The organism is Kitasatospora sp. NPDC051914 (assembly GCF_040680995.1).
Lineage (GTDB): Bacteria > Actinomycetota > Actinomycetes > Streptomycetales > Streptomycetaceae > Kitasatospora.
Map to the genome: position 1 here is coordinate 1 of NZ_JBFAXX010000056.1, position 15,752 is coordinate 15,752.

General features: G+C 74.5%; 17 protein-coding genes and 3 tRNA genes. 3 read left to right on the forward strand and 17 right to left on the reverse strand.

Annotated elements, in window-relative coordinates; genetic code table 11:
* Window positions 1–24: 24 nt before the first annotated feature.
* From AB0M03_RS30015 to AB0M03_RS30025, 3 genes are all read right to left on the reverse strand, one after another.
* A tRNA-Ala gene (locus AB0M03_RS30015) sits at window positions 25–97 on the reverse strand.
* 221 nt (window positions 98–318) lie between these two features.
* Window positions 319–2,010 (reverse strand): insulinase family protein, encoded by a 1,692-nt coding sequence (locus AB0M03_RS30020; RefSeq protein WP_363496908.1) that lies wholly within the window; start codon window positions 2,008–2,010, stop codon window positions 319–321.
* A gap of 3 nt (window positions 2,011–2,013) precedes the next feature.
* Window positions 2,014–2,946, reverse strand: a complete 933-nt coding sequence (locus AB0M03_RS30025; RefSeq protein WP_363496911.1) for a hypothetical protein — start codon at window positions 2,944–2,946, stop codon at window positions 2,014–2,016.
* A gap of 188 nt (window positions 2,947–3,134) precedes the next feature.
* On the opposite strand from AB0M03_RS30025, the gene AB0M03_RS30030 reads away from it, so the two are divergent.
* The gene (locus AB0M03_RS30030) at window positions 3,135–3,449 is read left to right on the forward strand and encodes a hypothetical protein (RefSeq protein ID WP_363496913.1); all 315 of its coding nucleotides are present in this window, start codon (window positions 3,135–3,137) and stop codon (window positions 3,447–3,449) included.
* Window positions 3,450–3,504: 55 nt separating this feature from the next.
* On the opposite strand, the gene AB0M03_RS30035 is transcribed toward AB0M03_RS30030, so the two are convergent.
* The gene (locus AB0M03_RS30035) at window positions 3,505–4,461 is read right to left on the reverse strand and encodes a hypothetical protein (RefSeq protein ID WP_363496916.1); all 957 of its coding nucleotides are present in this window, start codon (window positions 4,459–4,461) and stop codon (window positions 3,505–3,507) included.
* Here AB0M03_RS30035 and AB0M03_RS30040 point away from each other — a divergent pair.
* On the forward strand, window positions 4,460–4,669 hold the full coding sequence (locus AB0M03_RS30040; protein ID WP_363496919.1) for a hypothetical protein: 210 nt from the start codon (window positions 4,460–4,462) through the stop codon (window positions 4,667–4,669). The two genes, AB0M03_RS30035 and AB0M03_RS30040, sit on opposite strands and share 2 nt — an antisense overlap.
* A 64-nt stretch (window positions 4,670–4,733) precedes the next feature.
* Here AB0M03_RS30040 and AB0M03_RS30045 read toward each other — a convergent pair.
* From AB0M03_RS30045 to AB0M03_RS30080, 8 genes are all read right to left on the reverse strand, one after another.
* A tRNA-Ala gene (locus tag AB0M03_RS30045) sits at window positions 4,734–4,806 on the reverse strand.
* Between the two features lie 34 nt (window positions 4,807–4,840).
* Window positions 4,841–4,913 (reverse strand) — tRNA-Ala (locus tag AB0M03_RS30050).
* Window positions 4,914–5,018: 105 nt separating this feature from the next.
* Window positions 5,019–5,666, reverse strand: a complete 648-nt coding sequence (locus tag AB0M03_RS30055) for a histidine phosphatase family protein (RefSeq protein WP_363497031.1) — start codon at window positions 5,664–5,666, stop codon at window positions 5,019–5,021.
* Window positions 5,663–6,100 carry a ribosome silencing factor gene (gene rsfS / locus AB0M03_RS30060; protein WP_363496922.1) on the reverse strand — a complete coding sequence of 146 codons (438 nt, stop codon included), beginning with the start codon at window positions 6,098–6,100 and terminating at the stop codon, window positions 5,663–5,665. Before rsfS ends, AB0M03_RS30055 begins: the two co-directional genes overlap by 4 nt.
* 108 nt (window positions 6,101–6,208) lie before the next feature.
* A complete protein-coding gene (locus tag AB0M03_RS30065) occupies window positions 6,209–8,056 on the reverse strand; it encodes an LCP family protein (RefSeq protein WP_363496925.1) in 1,848 nt (615 codons plus the stop codon).
* A 16-nt stretch (window positions 8,057–8,072) separates the two neighbouring features.
* On the reverse strand, window positions 8,073–8,702 hold the full coding sequence (gene nadD, locus AB0M03_RS30070) for a nicotinate-nucleotide adenylyltransferase (protein WP_363496928.1): 630 nt from the start codon (window positions 8,700–8,702) through the stop codon (window positions 8,073–8,075).
* A 106-nt stretch (window positions 8,703–8,808) separates the two neighbouring features.
* A complete protein-coding gene (locus AB0M03_RS30075; RefSeq protein ID WP_363496931.1) occupies window positions 8,809–8,958 on the reverse strand; it encodes a hypothetical protein in 150 nt (49 codons plus the stop codon).
* 153 nt (window positions 8,959–9,111) lie between these two features.
* Window positions 9,112–9,258 (reverse strand): hypothetical protein, encoded by a 147-nt coding sequence (locus tag AB0M03_RS30080; RefSeq protein WP_363496934.1) that lies wholly within the window; start codon window positions 9,256–9,258, stop codon window positions 9,112–9,114.
* 210 nt (window positions 9,259–9,468) lie between these two features.
* On the opposite strand from AB0M03_RS30080, the gene AB0M03_RS30085 reads away from it, so the two are divergent.
* Window positions 9,469–10,533, forward strand: a complete 1,065-nt coding sequence (locus AB0M03_RS30085; RefSeq protein ID WP_363496937.1) for a M48 family metallopeptidase — start codon at window positions 9,469–9,471, stop codon at window positions 10,531–10,533.
* A gap of 37 nt (window positions 10,534–10,570) precedes the next feature.
* On the opposite strand, the gene AB0M03_RS30090 is transcribed toward AB0M03_RS30085, so the two are convergent.
* From AB0M03_RS30090 to proB, 5 genes are all read right to left on the reverse strand, one after another.
* The gene (locus tag AB0M03_RS30090; RefSeq protein ID WP_363496940.1) at window positions 10,571–11,641 is read right to left on the reverse strand and encodes a hypothetical protein; all 1,071 of its coding nucleotides are present in this window, start codon (window positions 11,639–11,641) and stop codon (window positions 10,571–10,573) included.
* A gap of 91 nt (window positions 11,642–11,732) precedes the next feature.
* The gene (locus AB0M03_RS30095) at window positions 11,733–12,326 is read right to left on the reverse strand and encodes a hypothetical protein (protein ID WP_363496943.1); all 594 of its coding nucleotides are present in this window, start codon (window positions 12,324–12,326) and stop codon (window positions 11,733–11,735) included.
* 83 nt (window positions 12,327–12,409) lie between these two features.
* Window positions 12,410–13,717 (reverse strand): glutamate-5-semialdehyde dehydrogenase, encoded by a 1,308-nt coding sequence (locus AB0M03_RS30100; RefSeq protein WP_363496947.1) that lies wholly within the window; start codon window positions 13,715–13,717, stop codon window positions 12,410–12,412.
* A gap of 115 nt (window positions 13,718–13,832) precedes the next feature.
* Complete coding sequence (locus AB0M03_RS30105) at window positions 13,833–14,333, reverse strand: hypothetical protein (RefSeq protein WP_363496950.1); 501 nt, start codon at window positions 14,331–14,333, stop codon at window positions 13,833–13,835.
* Between the two features lie 68 nt (window positions 14,334–14,401).
* On the reverse strand, window positions 14,402–15,538 hold the full coding sequence (gene proB / locus AB0M03_RS30110; RefSeq protein ID WP_363496953.1) for a glutamate 5-kinase: 1,137 nt from the start codon (window positions 15,536–15,538) through the stop codon (window positions 14,402–14,404).
* Between the last annotated feature and the right edge of the window lie 214 nt (window positions 15,539–15,752).

Below are 15,752 nucleotides of genomic sequence, written 5' to 3' on the forward strand. Positions count from 1 at the left end.
CGGGAGACGGCCCTTCACTTCCTGTGGAGCTATGGGGAATTGAACCCCAGACCTCTTGCATGCCATGCAAGCGCTCTACCAACTGAGCTATAGCCCCTTGCTGCGGCCCCCGGCGGTCTCCCCCGGCGACACGCACCACTTTACACGGTCGCCGGGGTGCTCCCCTAATCCGTTTCCGGGCCCCGCGCCCGGCCGCGGGATTCGGACCGACCGGCACACGGGGGACGGCGTCGCGACGCCACGGCTCTCGCCCGGCGCCGACATCAGCCGCTGGCGCGGCGGGCGCTCCTTCACCCACCCCCCGTGTGCCGGTCGGTCTCAGCGGGCGCGCGGCCTGCTGCGCCGCCACACGCTGCGCAGCAGCAGGGCGGCGATGCCGGCGGCGACGACCAGCACGCCCCAGTAGACCGGGTCGCTGCGGGACTCGTCGTCCGCGCCGAGCGCGCCGCCGAGCGCGAACAGCAGGAACACGCCGGCCACGAGCGTGAGGACCATGTTGACGGCGAGCTGCAGCGGGGAGGAGCGGCGGGCGGGCGCCGCGGCCCCCGGGCGCGGGGCGCCGGCCTGCGAGGGGCGGGCCGGGGCCGCGCGGGGCGGCATCCGGACGTACGCCTGCGGCGGCACCGCGGCGTCGATCGTCGCGAGGGTGTGCGCGTCGACGGCGTGGCAGCCGGGCTCGACCTCGACGCTGATGCCGTCCGTGCCGATGAGCCGCCGTCCGCCGTCCGGCCAGGCCAGGAAGGCGGCGCAGGCGTCGTACCGGACGGTGGCGGCCTCGCCCTCGCGGACGAGGCTGACGCCGGCCCGGCCGACCAGCAGGTCGGGCCCGCCCGCCTCGCGGGAGCGGTGGCGGGTGCCGTCGACCGCTCCGGCCGAGTGGAGCGGCGCCGCCGCATAGCCGGCCCAGTCCGCGCGGTGCCCGGCCGGCACCCGCAACAGGCCGCCGGCCAGCGCCTGCTGAGCCACCGTCCGGACGTCGTCGGGGGTGACGGCCGCGAGCTCGGCGCGGATCTCCTCGCGGCTGCGGACCGGCAGGCCGCTGAGCAGGTCGGCGGCGCAGCCCGGCAGGCGGGCCGGGTCCGTGTCGGGTTGGGCGTGGACGGCGTCGGCGCGGCGCCGCAGGGCGTTCAGGGTGCCGGGGTCGACCCCGGCCACGGCCAGTCTGGCCAGCACATCGACGAAGCCGCCGAGCGCGGCGTCCTGCTGCTCGGGCAGGGCGTCGGCGAGGGCGGTGACGGTGAGCACGCCGTCGCCGCGGTGCGCGTGGTCGGCGCCGGCCGTGTAGGAGAGGCCGCCGTCCTGCCGGAGGTCCTGGAACAACTCGCGGTCCAGGCAGGCGGTGTAGAGGTCGGCGGCGGCGGTCCTGGGCAGCACCGTCTCGAACAGCACCTGCCCCCGTCCGGCGGCGAAGTACGCCGGGGTCTCGGGCAGGGCGGAGGTGGGCTGCGGCGCGGGCATCCGCCGGCCGGGGCGCAGCGGCAGCCGCAGACCCTCCGGCACCCGCTCGCCGGCGATCCAGAGTGCGGCGTTGTCCCGGGTGAACCAGGTGTCCGCCCAGTGCTGGACGGTCTGCGGATCGAGGCCGGGCACGCCCCACTCGGGGTAGCTGACCAGGCCGTGGCCCTGGGCGCCGTACCGCCACAGGCCGGTGGCCTCGGCGGCGTTGGTGCCGCGGCCGGCCTCCTCGGTGCGCAGGATCGCCTTCTCGGTCTCCAGGCGGTCCATGGGCAGGGCGGTCAGCGACTCGCAGACGCATCGCAGGAAGTCGCGGATCTCGTGGTCGTCGCCCTCGAGGAGGAAGTGCGTGTGCAGCTGCCCGGTGGCGCCGTTGAAACGGTGCACCTGGACGCCGCTGCGGTGCAGGGCGAGGTGCTCGACGAGGTGGGTGATGCCGGTGCGGGCGAGGCTCTCGTCCGCACGGCCGACCCGGAAGACCAGGCCGGCGGCGCTGCGGCCGGGCCGCGGGGCGTACAGGGCGGGCACGCCGTCGACCTCGAAGTGGTGGATCACGGCTCAGCCTCTCAGTGCACGGTCGCGGTGGTCCCTGAAGGACCGTTCCGGGGTGTTGTCGAACCACTCCCACGGGTCGGTGCTGCCGTACGGGCCCATGGCGTGGAAGTGCGCGCGGGCGGCGTCCCGGTCGCCTCCCAGGGAGGCGAGCAGGGCGAAGTGGCTGTGGGCGGTGATCCGTCCGAAGCGGGCCCGGCAGTGGGGGTGCAGGACGGAGCCGTGGGCGGCCTCGGCGAGCTCCTGGCGGACGTCCGCGCGGGCGGCGTACGCGGCCCGGCCGGCCCGGTCGAGGTCGGTCAGCCGCTCGCAGTGGTAGAGGGCCAGCACGGTGCCGTTGATGCTGCCGGGCGGCGCGGCGCGGAAGCTGTCGCGGGCGAAGGCGTGGGCCTCCTCCCAGCTGCCGCCCCACTTGGGCAGCAGCTGCTGCAGCAGGCTGCGCTGGCCCGCGTAGTGGTGGGGCGCCGCGGCGGTGAGCGCGCGGTACCGGCGGCGGGTCTCGTTGATGCCGAGGGAGATGCCGCGGGAGACGGTCATCCGCAGCGTCCAGGCGAGCACGTCGGAGCGGTCGCGGGCGACGGCGGCGATCAGCAGTTGCTCGGCCTCGTTGAGCCGGGCGCGGAACTCCCGCCAGCCCTCCGGGGTGACGTCCTTCGCCTGCCGGCTGGTGCGGGCCTGCCAGCCCGCGTGGATCAGGCGGTCGGCCAGCAGGGCGGTCGCGAGCGGCTCCCCCGGGTGGTGGGCGAGCACCTGGCGCAGCAGGTGCTCGACGCCGGGCACACCGACGGCCTCGTCGGCGAGCACGAGCTGCCCGTACTCCTCCTGGCAGGCGGCGAAGGCTGCGCGGAGGGCGGGCCAGTCGCCGCGCTCCACGGCGTGCCGGACGGTGCCGAGCTCGGGCAGCGCGGCGGCCGGGTCGAAGACCGGTTCGGTGCTCATGAGCGGCGATCGTAGGGTGCGTACGGAGGGCCGCCGGGCGCCGCAGGTGGGCTGAATCACCACGGAAGGGGGCAAGTCGCCGCGGACTTGACGAAGAATTTACGGAATGAACCGCTCCGGTTGTACGGAGCGCTTCTGGGCTCCCGCCGATGACCGGCCGTCAGGCCGGTCGCGCACCGAGGAGCACCATGCACAACCGCCGCCGGGAGCAACTGCTCAAGGCCGCCGCCCCGCTGCTGATCGCCGACGAGCACGTCGAGTTCGCCACCCTGACCGAGGTGGGCTCCGTCTCCGCGGCCCGCCGACCGGCCACGACCGCCGTCGTCGGCGTGCTCACGGCCGGCGCGGTGACCGCCTCCCCGGCCGCCAAGGCGGGGTTCGGCCTGCTGCTCACCACCCAACTGTCGATAGCGGGCGAGGATCGGGGCCTGAAGCTGACCTTCACCACCGCCTTCCGGGTGGACGGCCGGGAGCTGCTGGGCCGTCTGCCGGTCACCGCCTGACCGTCCCGCAGGTCACCGCCCGGCCGTCCGGCCCCGGGCGGGCCGGGCCGCGGTTTCAGGCCGCGCGCCCGGTCCGCCCCGCGAGGACGGCCGCCGCCGCCAGCGCACCGCCGATGGCCGCGGTGGTGACCAGCAGGGCGTGGCCGGAGGCGGCCGCGCCCGCCGGGTAGCTCACCCGGCCGAGGAACACCGTGCCGAGCAGCGTCACGCCGATCACCTGGCCGAGCTGCAGCACGGTGACCATCACCCCGCTGGCGTCCGCGGCGTCCGCCGGGTCGACCCGGCCCAGCGCACGGGCGAACAGCGGGCTGTAGGCGCAGCCCGCGGCAAGCCCCGTGACGGTCAGCACGGCCTGCTCGGGCATGCCTACCGTGCCGCCGCCGCGGAGCAGCAGGCCGACCAGGACGTAGCCCGGGGCGACCAGGGCGAGGCCGAGCACCGGCAGCGGCCGGTGCAGCCGCTGCGGCACCCGCTGCCACAGCAGGCTCGCCGCCCCGAAGGCCACCGCCACCGGGGCCGAGTCCAGGCCGGCGAGCAGCGCGCTGCGGCCGAGGCCGGCCTGCTGGTGCAGCGCGAAGGCGAACATGAAGCCGGCGAACCCGGCCATGATCAGGAAGATCGCCCCGGCGGCGGGCAGCAGGCCCGGGGCGCCCAGCACCCGGCCGGCGATCAGCGGACGGCCGCCGCGCACCGCGGTGCGCCGCTCGACGGCGGCGAACACGGCGAACATCAGCGCGCTGCCGCCGAGCATCGCCCAGCCCCAGGCGGGCCAGCCGAGCTCGTGCCCGAGCACCAGCGGCACCACGAGCAGGCCGAGGGCGGCGGCCAGGGTGAGCAGGCCGGGCAGGTCGAAGCCGCGGCCGGCGTCCCCGGGGAGGTCGGGCAGCAGCCTGCGGGAGGCGGCCAGCAGGGCCAGGCCGATCGGCACGTTGACCAGGAACACCGGCCGCCAGCCGCTGCCGAACGGGTCGGCGCTGACCAGCAGGCCGTCCACCACCTGTCCGACCGCCATGCCGCCGCGGAACACCCGCAAGGTGTTCCGGCACGCCGTGGGCGGGGTGATGCACTTCCAGGCCTCGTACCTGACGATCCCGGGCGCACCGGAGGCGTACATCGTGGTCTACACGCCGGAGGGCGCCGAGGACCGGCGGGCGCTGGAGCGGCTGGTGGCGGCCCCGGCCGACCACCGGGAGTCGTGCGTCCACCGGGCCGACGGCTGAGCCGCCCGGGCCCGGGAACGCCGGGAGGCCGCCACCCGACGGGTGGCGGCCTCCTGTACTGCTGTGGAGCTATGGGGAATTGAACCCCAGACCTCTTGCATGCCATGCAAGCGCTCTACCAACTGAGCTATAGCCCCGCGACACGTACGGCCCCAGGCCGCAGGTGCGGAGTGGAGCTATGGGGAATTGAACCCCAGACCTCTTGCATGCCATGCAAGCGCTCTACCAACTGAGCTATAGCCCCGCAGTCCCGGTTGTCCGCCTTCCTTCCGGTCGGCGTCCTCGCTGCGAACGAGGAAGACTCTAGCCGGTCAGGCCCGGAACTGCGAAATCGCCTGCCGGAGCGGGCTCAGGTCTCGTCGCCGATGACCGGCTGCGGCAGGGTGCCGGCGTTGTGCTCCAGCAGCCTCCAGCCGCGCGCGCCCTTGCCGAGCACCGACCAGCAGCAGTTCGACAGGCCGCCGAAGCGCTCCCAGATCACCGGCTCCAGGCCGAGCAGCCTGCCGATCATGGTGCGGATGGTGCCGCCGTGGGAGACCACCACGACCGTGCCGTCCTCGGGCAGCTTGTCGACCGCGGAGAGCACCACCGGGACGGCGCGGTCCGCCACCTCGGTCGCCAGCTCGCCGCCGCCGCGGCGCACGGGGTGGCCCTGCGACCACGCCTCGTACTCCTCCGGGTAGCGGGCCCGGATCTCGGCGTTGGTGAGCCCCTGCCACTCCCCCGCGTACGTCTCGCGCAGGCCCTCGTGGTGGTGCACCTCCAGCCCGGTGACCTTGGCCAGCTCGGCCGCGGTGCGGGCGGCGCGCTGCAGGTCCGAGGAGACCAGCAGGTCGGGGCGCAGCCCGGAGAGCAGCCTGGCGGCCCGCTGGGCCTGGAAGATGCCCTGGTCGGTCAGCGGGATGTCGGTGCTGCCCTGGAACCGCGATTCGAGGTTCCAGGAGGTCTGGCCGTGCCGCCAGAAGACGATGCGCGGCCCCCGCGCGGCGCGGCTCAGCTCTCGTCCCCGGCGACGGCATTGCCCGCGGCGTCGGTGCGGGCGCCCTCGGGGCGGTTCCGGGTGGCCAGCGCGTCGGCCGGCAGCGGCAGCTCGGGGCAGTCCTTCCAGAGCCGGTCGAGGGAGTAGAAGGAGCGCTCCTCGGAGTGCTGGACGTGCACGACGATGTCGAGGTAGTCGAGCAGGATCCAGCGGCCCTCCCGCTCGCCCTCGCGGCGGACGGGCTTGACGTCGAGCTCCTCGCGGAGCTTGTCCTCGATCTCCTCGGCGATGGCCCGCACCTGGCGGTCGTTGGCCGCGGAGGCGATCAGGAAGGCGTCGGTGATCGACAGTACGTCGCTGACGTCGAACGCGACGACGTCGTGCGCCAGCTTGTCGGCCGCCGCCTGGGCGGCGACGTTGATCAGTTCCTGGCTCCGGTCAGTGGCAGTCACAGTGTTCTTCCGGCTCGGCTACGTGTTTCTCCGTTCCAGGATCTCACGAACGCCCGGGGCCCCCGATCGAATTGACCGGGGGGCCCGGGCGGACCGGCCGCGAGGGCGTCACTGACGGGCGGACGCCGAAGGGCTGCCCGTCTCGTGGGGCAGGCCCTTGTAGTCCTTGCCCAGCACCACCACGAGGTCGGCGTTCTGCGGATCGGTGACCTTCTTCACGGACTCCGGCTTCAGGCCGAGCGCCCCGGCCAGCGTCTTCGCGGCCTCGGCGCGGGTGTCGTCGGTGTAGCGGATCTCGCTGGTCGCCTGGACGGCGCCCGCCTTGCCGCTGCTCGGCACGACCTCCATGCCGGCATTGGTGATCTGCACCGTGGCGTCCCCGGCAGCTTCCTTCTGGCCGGAGGCGTCCAGGACGGACACCCGGGTGGTGTTGCCGGTGGAGGTGGCGTTCTTCACGGTGCCGCCGAGCACCTCCTTGACCTGCCGGCCGGCGGTCGCCTCGTCCAGGGTGCCGTCCGGCTTGGCCTTCAGCAGCTGGGTGCCGAGGTGCCCGTCCTTGCCCTGCTGGGCGAGCTGGACGAGCACGCCGGCCAGCGCCTTCTCCGGCAGCGAGGGGTCGAGCACCGCGTTCATCCGGTGCACGTCCTCGGTGGCCTCGGCGAGGTCGGTCGGCATGGCGTGCAGCACCGCCTCCATGACCTGCCCGAACCGGGCCAGCTGGGCCTCGCGCGCCTCGCCGGGCGCCTGCAGGGTGGCGTAGGCGACGGCGGCCTGGCCGTTCAGCGAGACGCCCTTGCCGGCCGACGCGAGGACCTTGCCGTCCGCGGCCTTCACCTCGGCGTTCGTGTCCACCTTGATGCCGCCGAGCTGGGCGACCAGCAGCGTCAGGTACGGGGTGTCGAGGCGCCAGGTGCCGGCCACCGGGGCGCCGAGGACGGTCGCCAGGCCCTCGCGGGTGCCGGACGGGCCGACGTCGTCGAGGCCGGTGGCGGCCGTGGTGGTGGCCGAGTCGCCGGGCAGCTTCAGGGTGTCCGGGATGAGCAGCACGGTGCCCTTGTGCCCGGAGGCGTCGTTGACCAGCAGCGCGGTGCTGACCTTGCCCTTCAGGTCGCGCAGGTGGACGACGTTGACCTGGCGCCCGCCCGCGGCGGCCGCGGCCGAGCCGCCGGAGTCCCGGCCCGTCCACCACAGGTAGCCGCCGACGCCGCCGCCGACCAGTGCGGCGGCCACCGCCAGCCCGATCAGCCGGTTGCGCAGTCGGCGCCGGCGCTCGGCCCGGACCTCGCTGCGGGACTCGGCGAACTTCAGCCAGTCGATGACGTCCTCGGACTGCTCGGACTCCTCGTCGACGAAGGTGAACTCGCCGGTGGCGTAGTTGTCCCCCGCGCCGGCCGGGCGCCGGGGCGTGCGGCTGCCGGCGACCTGCTCCGAGGGCTGCGCGGGCGCGGTCCGCGCCGCCGTGGCGGCGGCAGCGGCAGCGGCCGCCGCGGGGGCGGCCGGGGCGACCTGCTGCAGCGGCGGCTGCGGCACCGGGGGCCGCCGTGCGGGCTGCTGCACCGGCGGCGGCGGGGTCTGCGTCTGTGCGGCCTGGGCCTGCTGGTACGGGTCCTGGGCGTAGCCCTGCTGGTAGCCGCCGCCGTACTGGTCCCAGCCCTGCGGCTGCTGCGGCTGCTGGTAGTACGCCTGCTGCTGGTACTGGTCCTGCTGCTGGTACTGGTGCTGCTGCTGGTGGCCCTGCTGCGGGTAGCCCTGGCCGCCCTGCTGCTGGTGGCCGCCGTGGCCGTACGGGTCCTGCTGGTAGGCCTGCGGCTGCTGCTCCTGGTAGCCCGCGTACGGGTCGTAGCCGTAACCCTGCTGCTGGGACTGCTCCTCGGGCCTGCCGTAGGGGTCGTAGCCCTGCCCGTACGGGTCGTGCTGGTACCCCTGGGGCCCGCCGCGGTCTGCCGTTCCGGTCACGCCGTCCCTCCCGGGATCAAGGCTGGGCCGGCGCGTAGAGCGCCCGCTTGTGGATGTAACGGACCACACCGTCCGGGACGAGGTACCAGACCGGCTCGCCCTTGGCGACCCGGTTGCGGCAGTCCGTGGAGGAGATGGCCAGCGCCGGCACCTCGACCAGGGAGACCCCGCCGACCGGAAGCCCGGCGTCCGACAGAGTGTGCCCCGGGCGGGTGCAGCCGATGAAGTGGGCGAGCTCGAAGAGTTCGTCGGAGTCGCGCCAGGAGAGGATCTGCGCGAGCGCGTCGGCGCCGGTGATGAAGAACAGCTCGGCGTCCGGGTGCAGGGCGTGCAGGTCGCGCAGGGTGTCGACGGTGTACGTCGGGCCCTCGCGGTCGATGTCGATCCGGCTGACGGAGAACTGCGGGTTCTCGGCGGTGGCGATGACCGTCATCAGGTAGCGGTCCTCGGCGGACGTGACCTGCCGGTCCGACTTCTGCCAGGGCTGCCCCGTCGGCACGAAGACCACCTCGTCGAGGTGGAAGGCGCTGGCGACCTCACTGGCGGCGACCAGGTGCCCGTGGTGGATCGGGTCGAAGGTGCCGCCCATCACGCCGAGGCGTTTCCGCGCCCGCGGCGCACCGGTGGTCCCGGCCTGCTGTCCCATGCCGCCACACCTTACGCGACACGCATCACCGGGCGGCAAGCCGCCCGGAGAGGTCCGCGGGAGGGAGCGCGCAGCTTCTGTGCAGGCGCTCCCCGCGGCGGCCGGCTCAGCGGTCGCGGTTGAAGCGGGTGGTGATGAAGAGCAGCAGCAGCAGGATGAACAGTGCGGCCCCACCGGTCAGGTACGGGTTGAGGCTCTCGTGGTTGCCGCCCTCCTCGGCGAGGCGGGTCAGGGCGGGCAGTGCAGCAGTGCTCATGGTCGGCAGGACCTTCTCGGCTCGGGGGCGGACGAGGGTGCGGGCCGTGCGGCCTGCGGCCTCATCGTACGGGTGGCCGCCGCGCAACCGCGCGGCGGCCCACCGCGTCTGACCCCTCGTAGGTGCCGGAGCGGCGACGGCCCGCCGGGACCGTCAGTTGTTGCGGCCCGCGCGGACCAGGATCCAGGCCAGCAGGCCGACGCCGACGATGGAGCCGACGACGATGATCCGCAGGAACAGGCCGGGCCCGTTCTCGCTGGAGATCGGTCCGGCCAGGTGCGCCAGGGTGGCAGGGGACATCGGCGGTGCTCCTCTCGCTCCGGAGGACCAGCGTAGACCGGGGCGTACCGGACAGCCGCCACCGCCCCCCGGCGCGAACCGGAGGACCCGCACCGCACGCGGGGCGTACGGTGGGCGCCGGGGACGAGTACGCGCACACGGACGTTGGAGCCAACAGCAGCGGGGGCCGGCCGCAGGCCGGTGCCGGCGACGACCAGGAGGTACTCACACATGACCGACTTTTCCAAGGGCAGCAGCACGCCCAGCCGCCGCCGCCAGCGCTTCCCGGAGATCTCCACCCGGGCCTGGGAGCACCCCGCGGACCGCTCCGCGCTGGTGGCGCTGCGCAAGCTCAGCGGCTTCGACGAGATCCTCAAGAAGCTCGCCGGGCTGGTGTCCGAGCGCAGCGTCCGGCTGATGTTCCTGGCGACCGCCGTGAAGACCTCGGAGCGTCAGTTCCCCGAGCTGCACTCCATGGTGCGGGACGCGGCCTACGTGCTCGACCTGGAGAAGGTGCCGGACCTGTACGTCACGCAGGACCCGGCGGTCAACGCCATGTGCATCGGCATGGACACCCCGATCATCGTCCTGACCAGCGGCCTGGTGGACCTGCTGGACGAGGAGGAGCTGCGCGCGGTCGTCGGCCACGAGGTCGGCCACGCCATGTCGGGCCACGCGGTCTACCGGACGATGCTGCTGATCCTCACCAACATCGCCGCGCGGATCGCCTGGCTGCCGCTGGGCAGCCTCGCCATCATGGGCGTGATCACCGCGCTCAAGGAGTGGTTCCGCAAGGCCGAGCTCTCCTGCGACCGGGCCGGCCTGCTCGCCGGCCAGGACCTGCAGGCCTCCATGCGCGGCCTGATGAAGCTGGCGGGCGGCCACGACCTGGCGGAGATGAACGTCGACGCCTTCCTGGAGCAGGCCGAGGAGTACGAGCGCGCCGGCGACCTGCGCGACGGCGTGCTCAAGCTGCTGCAGGTGCTGCCGCAGACCCACCCGTTCGCGGTCGTCCGGGTCGCCAAGCTGAAGAAGTGGGCGGAGAGCGACGAGTACCGCTCGATCCTGGCCGGCGCCTACCCGCGCCGCGGGGACGATCCGGACGCCTCCGTCGGCGCCCAGTGGAAGGCCGCGGCCGACTCCTACTCGCAGTCCGTCAAGGAGAGCAAGGACCCGCTGATGGGCCTGCTGCGCGACGTGGCCGGCGGGGTCGGCACGGTCGGCGGCAAGCTGCGGGACACCTTCGCCGGCGCCCGCACCAACGGCTCCGGCGGCGAGAGCGGCAACGGGGAGTGACACCCGGCGGGGTGCCGGGCCCGGCCGGGGCCGCCGCTCACCGTCCGGTGGCCGGCGGCACCGTCAGCGGCCCGAGCACCCCGCACACCTGCCAGGCCGGGCGGCTCCGGTCGCCCGGGTCGACCGCCTTCGGGGCTGCCGCCGTGCTGCCGGCCAGCAGCGGCTGCAGGTAGCCGCTCATCGAGGCGCCGCAGGCGGTCGGCCCGGCCTGGACGACGGCGTCGACCAGCCGCAGCCGGTCCGCGCCGAGGTCCGCCCGGTCGAAGGCGAAGCGCAGTTCGCGGCGGACGGAGAACAGGCTGACCGGCCCGTCCGCGGTGCCCGCCGCCCGCACCGCGTAGACGAAGGTGTGGTCGGTGGTGACCTCCAGGGTGCCGCTGTCGGCCTCGCCGATCCGCACCGTCCCCGCCGTCCGCACCGCATCGCCGGCCAGTGCCACCTGCCCGGGGTCGAAGCGGACCAGCCAGCCGGTGGCCGCATGGTGCTGGTCGTCCCGCGGGCTGTTCACGCTCTGGTCGTACTGCTCCTGCTCGCCCGGCGTCACCAGGGTCCGCACCTCGCCGGTCTCGCCCTCGACGAGGGTGGCCGGGGCCAGCGCGGAGGCCGTGAGGTAGCGCTGCACCACGGACAGTGCCCGGTTGACGTCCGTCCTGGTGAAGTGGGCCGTCGCCGCACCGGCTGGCAGGGCCAGCCCGGTGGCGCCCTCGGCGTAGCCGGCCGGCAGGCCCGCGAACGGATCGGAGGGATCGGCCACCGCGGCCACCACCGCAGTCGGGCTCAGCGCCACCAGGCCCGTGGTCAGCTGGTTGCCGTACGGCGGGGCGGCCTGACGGTGCGGCGAACTGACGCCGAAGTACACCGCGGCCGCGAAGGCGAGGAAGACGACCAGCAGCAGCGCGACCGCCTGCCGCGGCAGCGTCCCGAACGGGCCGAAGCCGACCCGCGGCCGGGTCGCCCGGTACGTACCGCCCAGCCGCTCGCGCGCCGAGAGCTCCTGGATCCGGGCAGCCCGGACGAACGATTCGTCGAACACGACGGACCGGAACTCGTCGTCACTGCCGGAACCGCCCTCGGGCGCACCCTCCGGAGGCTCGCGCGGGTCACCCATAGAACCAGGGTAGGACCGGCAGGCCCGCGGTTCGACCGGCCGCGGGCAGATTCCGTCCGGCGGCCGTACGCGGCGCCATCCGGTGACCCGCTCAGCCGCTCGGCAGGGCCACGGCAGTGGGCAGCGGAACCGCCGGCGGGGTGCCCGGCGTACTGCTGGTACCCACCTCGGGACGCCGCGGGGACTCGCCGGCACCACCGGCACCGCGGTAGATCGCGGCGGCCGCCACGGCCACCACACCGACCCCCATCACCACCGCCAGCACCCAGGCCACCGGCCGGTGCCAGCGCTGCTGGGCGATGTACCGCCCGTCGTGGCGCAGCGGGTCCCAGCCGACCGTCCGGCTCCACCGCGCCCGGCGGCGGGCCCGGTCGGTGCCCGACCACGGATCGGGGTACTGCCGGTCGTCGTCCAGGCCGCGCGGATGCGGGCGCAGCTCCAGCGGCAGAACGTCGCCGGTGCCGGCCATCTCCGGAGCGATCAGGTCGTAGGGCCGGGCCGGACCCGCGGTCTCCGGCTCGAACCTCGCCTCGGCCGCGGCCAGCTGCCGCTCCAGGGCGCTCGGTTCGTGCACGGCAGCGGACCGGACAAAGGCCTCGTCGAGCACCACGGTGGCGAACTCGTCGTCCGCACCACCGTGGTCGGCGCCGTCGGGGTACGGCGAGCCCCCCACATCCTCAGCCACGGGATTCAGCGTATTACCGGGCGGGCGGTTTGTCTGGGGCTCCCGGCAGATGGCCCGGCTGCCGGGAGCGCGCGCCCCCAGCGTCAGGAGCCGACGGTCTGCTGAGCCTCGCCCCGCACATGGCCGTCACCAGTGACGATGTACTTAGTGGAGGTCAGCTCGGGCAGGCCCATCGGGCCGCGGGCGTGCAGCTTCTGGGTGGAGATGCCGATCTCCGCACCGAAGCCGAACTCACCCCCGTCGGTGAACCGCGTCGATGCGTTGACCGCCACGGTCGTGGAGTCCACCAGCTGGGTGAAACGCCGCGCCGCACCCTGCGAGGTGGTCACGATCGCCTCGGTGTGGCCCGAGGACCAGCGGCGGATGTGCGCCACCGCCGCGTCCAGCGAGGGCACCACGGCGGCCGCGATGTCGTACGACAGGTACTCCGCCTCCCAGTCCTCGTCGGTGGCGGGCACGGCCGTCACCGCGGTGCCCTCGGCGGCCTTCAGGACGGCGTCGTCGCCGTGCACCGTCACCCCGGCACCGGCCAGCGCCTCCAGGGCGAGCGGCAGGAAGGCGTCCGCGACGTCCTGGTGGACGAGCAGCGTCTCGGCGGAGTTGCAGACGCTCACCCGCTGCGCCTTGGAGTTCAGCAGGACGCCGACCGCCATCGCGAGGTCCGCCTGCGCGTCGACGTAGACGTGGCAGTTGCCGGTGCCGGTCTCGATCACCGGCACGGTCGAACCCTCGACCACGGTGCGGATCAGCGAGGCGCCGCCGCGCGGGATCAGCACGTCCACCAGGCCGCGGGCGCGCATCAGTTCCTGCACCGAGTCCCGGCTCTCGCCGGGCACCAGCTGGATCACGTCGGCCGGCAGCCCGGCGGAGGCGACCGCGTCGCGCAGCACGGCGACCAGTGCGGTGTTGGAGCGGTAGGCGGAGGCCGAACCGCGCAGCAGCACGGCGTTGCCGGACTTCAGGCAGAGCGCGGCGGCGTCCACGGTGACGTTCGGGCGGGCCTCGTAGATGATGCCGACCACGCCGAGCGGGACCCGGACCTGCCGGACGTCGAGGCCGTTGGGCAGGGTGTAGCCGCGGACCACCTCGCCGACCGGGTCGGGCAGGCCGACCACGTCGCGGACGTCGGAGGCGATCGCGGCGATCCGCTGCTCGTCCAGGCTGAGCCGGTCGACGACCGACTCGGGGGTGCCGGCCTCGCGGGCACGGGCCACGTCCTCCGCGTTGGCGGCGGTGATCTCGGCGCTCCTGGCGACCAGGGCGTCGGCGATCGCCAGCAGCGCGGCGTCCTTGGCACTGCGCGGGAGCGGGGCGAGCGCGGCGGCCGCCTCACGGGCTCGGCGCGCAACGGCGAGGACGGGGCTGTCGGTGATGGCGTGGTCGCTGGTCATGCCTGAAGGGTAGCGACTCGCCGCCCCGGCCCCGGCCCGCATTTCGGCGACTGAGACACGGACACGGGCCGCCCGGGGGCGCCGGGGACACCTCCGGGTGCCCCCGGCGGCGCCCTCAGTACGGGTGGACGCCGCCCAGCTGCGGGGGCGGGTCGCCGAAGCCTTCGGCGACCCGCTGGTGGTAGGTCGCGCGGTCCACGACCTCCAGGCCCACGATCTCCCAGGGCGGTAAGTTCGCGGAGGCCTTGTGCTCGCCCCACAGCCGCAGCGCGACCGCGGCGGCGTCGTGCAGGTCGCGGGCCTGCTCCCAGTACCGGATCTCGGCGTGGTCGGCGGCGTAGCGGGCGGTGAGGAAGAAGGCGTGGTCGTGGGCCAGCTGCTCCAGCCCGGCCCTGAGCTCCGGGAGGGGTGTGGCGCGGCCGGCCACCGAGAGCACCACGTGCCAGAGCCTGCCCTGCTCCTCGACGGTGTCGTCACCCTCCGAGCGGGGGCGCAACTCCCGGACGTTCTGCGGGGTTTCGTCGGCCGTGGTGACGTCGGCGCGCCCGCCCGCGATGCCGGCGAGCCGCCGGCCCGACGTCTCGCCGGGCAGTGTTCCCGGGCGCCTGCTTGCCATCGGCGGCCTCCTGTTCGGCGATGCCCGTTGTCGGCGCCGGCCAGCGGCGCCGGCACCTGGCGGCCCCGTCAGCCGCGCAGGACGACCAGGTCGTCGCGGTGGACGACCTCGCGCTCGTACGCGGCACCGAGCTCCCGGGCCAGCTCCCGCGTGGACCGGCCGAGCAGACGGGGCAGCTCCCTCGCATCAAAGTTGACCAGTCCGCGGGCGACGATGTGGCCGTTTTCCCCAAGAAGGTCGACCGGATCGCCCGCGGTGAAGTCGCCCTCGACCCTGGTCACACCGGCCGGCAGCAGGGACTTCCCGCCCAGGACGACCGCGTCGACCGCGCCGGCGTCCAGGTGGAGTGCGCCGCGCGGGGTGGAGGCGTGCTCCAGCCACAGCAGGCGGTCGGCGGAACGGCTGCCGGTGCGCTGGAAGAGCGTGCCGGTGGGGCGGCCGGCCAGGGCCTCGGCGGCGTGGCTGGCGGCGGTGAGCACGACGGGGATGCCGGCGCCGGTGGCGATCCGGGCGGCCTCGACCTTGGTGACCATGCCGCCGGTGCCGACGCCGGCCTTGCCGGCGCTGCCGATCTCGATGCCGTCGAGGTCGTGCGGGCCGCGGACGGTCTCGATCCTGCTGGTGCCGGGCCTGGCCGGGTCGCCGTCGTACAGGCCGTCGACGTCCGAGAGCAGGACCAGCAGGTCGGCCCGGACGAGGTGGGCGACCAGGGCGGCGAGCCGGTCGTTGTCACCGAACCTGATTTCGGCGGTGGCAACGGTGTCGTTCTCGTTGACGACCGGCATCGCGCCCATCGCCAGCAGCTGGTCGAGGGTGCGGTAGGCGTTGCGGTAGTGCGAGCGGCGGCTGGCGTCCTCGGCGGTGAGCAGCACCTGGCCGACCCGGATGCCGTACCGGGCGAAGGAGGCGGTGTAGCGGGCGACCAGCAGGCCCTGGCCGACGCTGGCGGCGGCCTGCTGGCGGGCGAGGTCCTTGGGGCGCTTCTCCAGGCCGAGCGGGGAGAGGCCTGCGGCGATGGCACCGGAGGAGACCAGCACGATGTCGGGGGCGTCCGGGCGGGCCCGGACCTTGGCGACGGCGTCGACGAGGGCGTCGACGCGGTCCGCGTCCAGCCCGCCTGCGGCGGTGGTCAGCGAGGACGAGCCGACCTTCACGACGATCCGCCGGGCGGCGAGGACGTCCTGCCGCAGTGTCTGACCCGTCATCAGTGTCCTCCGGTCGTGCTGGATCGAGCCCGCTGCTCGGTCGCAATCTACGCGATCCGCACGGCGGGCTCGTCGGGATATCAGCTGGCGGACGGTGCCGCGGGGGCGGGGTGGACCTGCGCCCGTCCCCCGGACGAACGGGTGGAGGAGATCGTCACCCGGTGGACCCGGCGCCGCCGCGCCGAGGCCTCCCTCTCCGGGCCCGCGATGCCTC

What these genes read in the sequence shown, in the direction of transcription:
- AB0M03_RS30075 (WP_363496931.1), bottom strand. Translation starts at nt 8,958, where the DNA reads ATGAGCACTGCTGCACTGCCCGCCCTGACCCGCCTCGCCGAGGAGGGC.
- AB0M03_RS30030 (WP_363496913.1), top strand. Translation starts at nt 3,135, where the DNA reads ATGCACAACCGCCGCCGGGAGCAACTGCTCAAGGCCGCCGCCCCGCTG.
- AB0M03_RS30035 (WP_363496916.1), bottom strand. Translation starts at nt 4,461, where the DNA reads ATGGCGGTCGGACAGGTGGTGGACGGCCTGCTGGTCAGCGCCGACCCG.
- AB0M03_RS30090 (WP_363496940.1), bottom strand. Translation starts at nt 11,641, where the DNA reads ATGGGTGACCCGCGCGAGCCTCCGGAGGGTGCGCCCGAGGGCGGTTCC.
- AB0M03_RS30085 (WP_363496937.1), top strand. Translation starts at nt 9,469, where the DNA reads ATGACCGACTTTTCCAAGGGCAGCAGCACGCCCAGCCGCCGCCGCCAG.
- AB0M03_RS30025 (WP_363496911.1), bottom strand. Translation starts at nt 2,946, where the DNA reads ATGAGCACCGAACCGGTCTTCGACCCGGCCGCCGCGCTGCCCGAGCTC.
- nadD (WP_363496928.1), bottom strand. Translation starts at nt 8,702, where the DNA reads ATGGGACAGCAGGCCGGGACCACCGGTGCGCCGCGGGCGCGGAAACGC.
- AB0M03_RS30040 (WP_363496919.1), top strand. Translation starts at nt 4,460, where the DNA reads ATGCCGCCGCGGAACACCCGCAAGGTGTTCCGGCACGCCGTGGGCGGG.
- AB0M03_RS30105 (WP_363496950.1), bottom strand. Translation starts at nt 14,333, where the DNA reads ATGGCAAGCAGGCGCCCGGGAACACTGCCCGGCGAGACGTCGGGCCGG.
- AB0M03_RS30100 (WP_363496947.1), bottom strand. Translation starts at nt 13,717, where the DNA reads ATGACCAGCGACCACGCCATCACCGACAGCCCCGTCCTCGCCGTTGCG.
- proB (WP_363496953.1), bottom strand. Translation starts at nt 15,538, where the DNA reads ATGACGGGTCAGACACTGCGGCAGGACGTCCTCGCCGCCCGGCGGATC.
- AB0M03_RS30080 (WP_363496934.1), bottom strand. Translation starts at nt 9,258, where the DNA reads ATGTCCCCTGCCACCCTGGCGCACCTGGCCGGACCGATCTCCAGCGAG.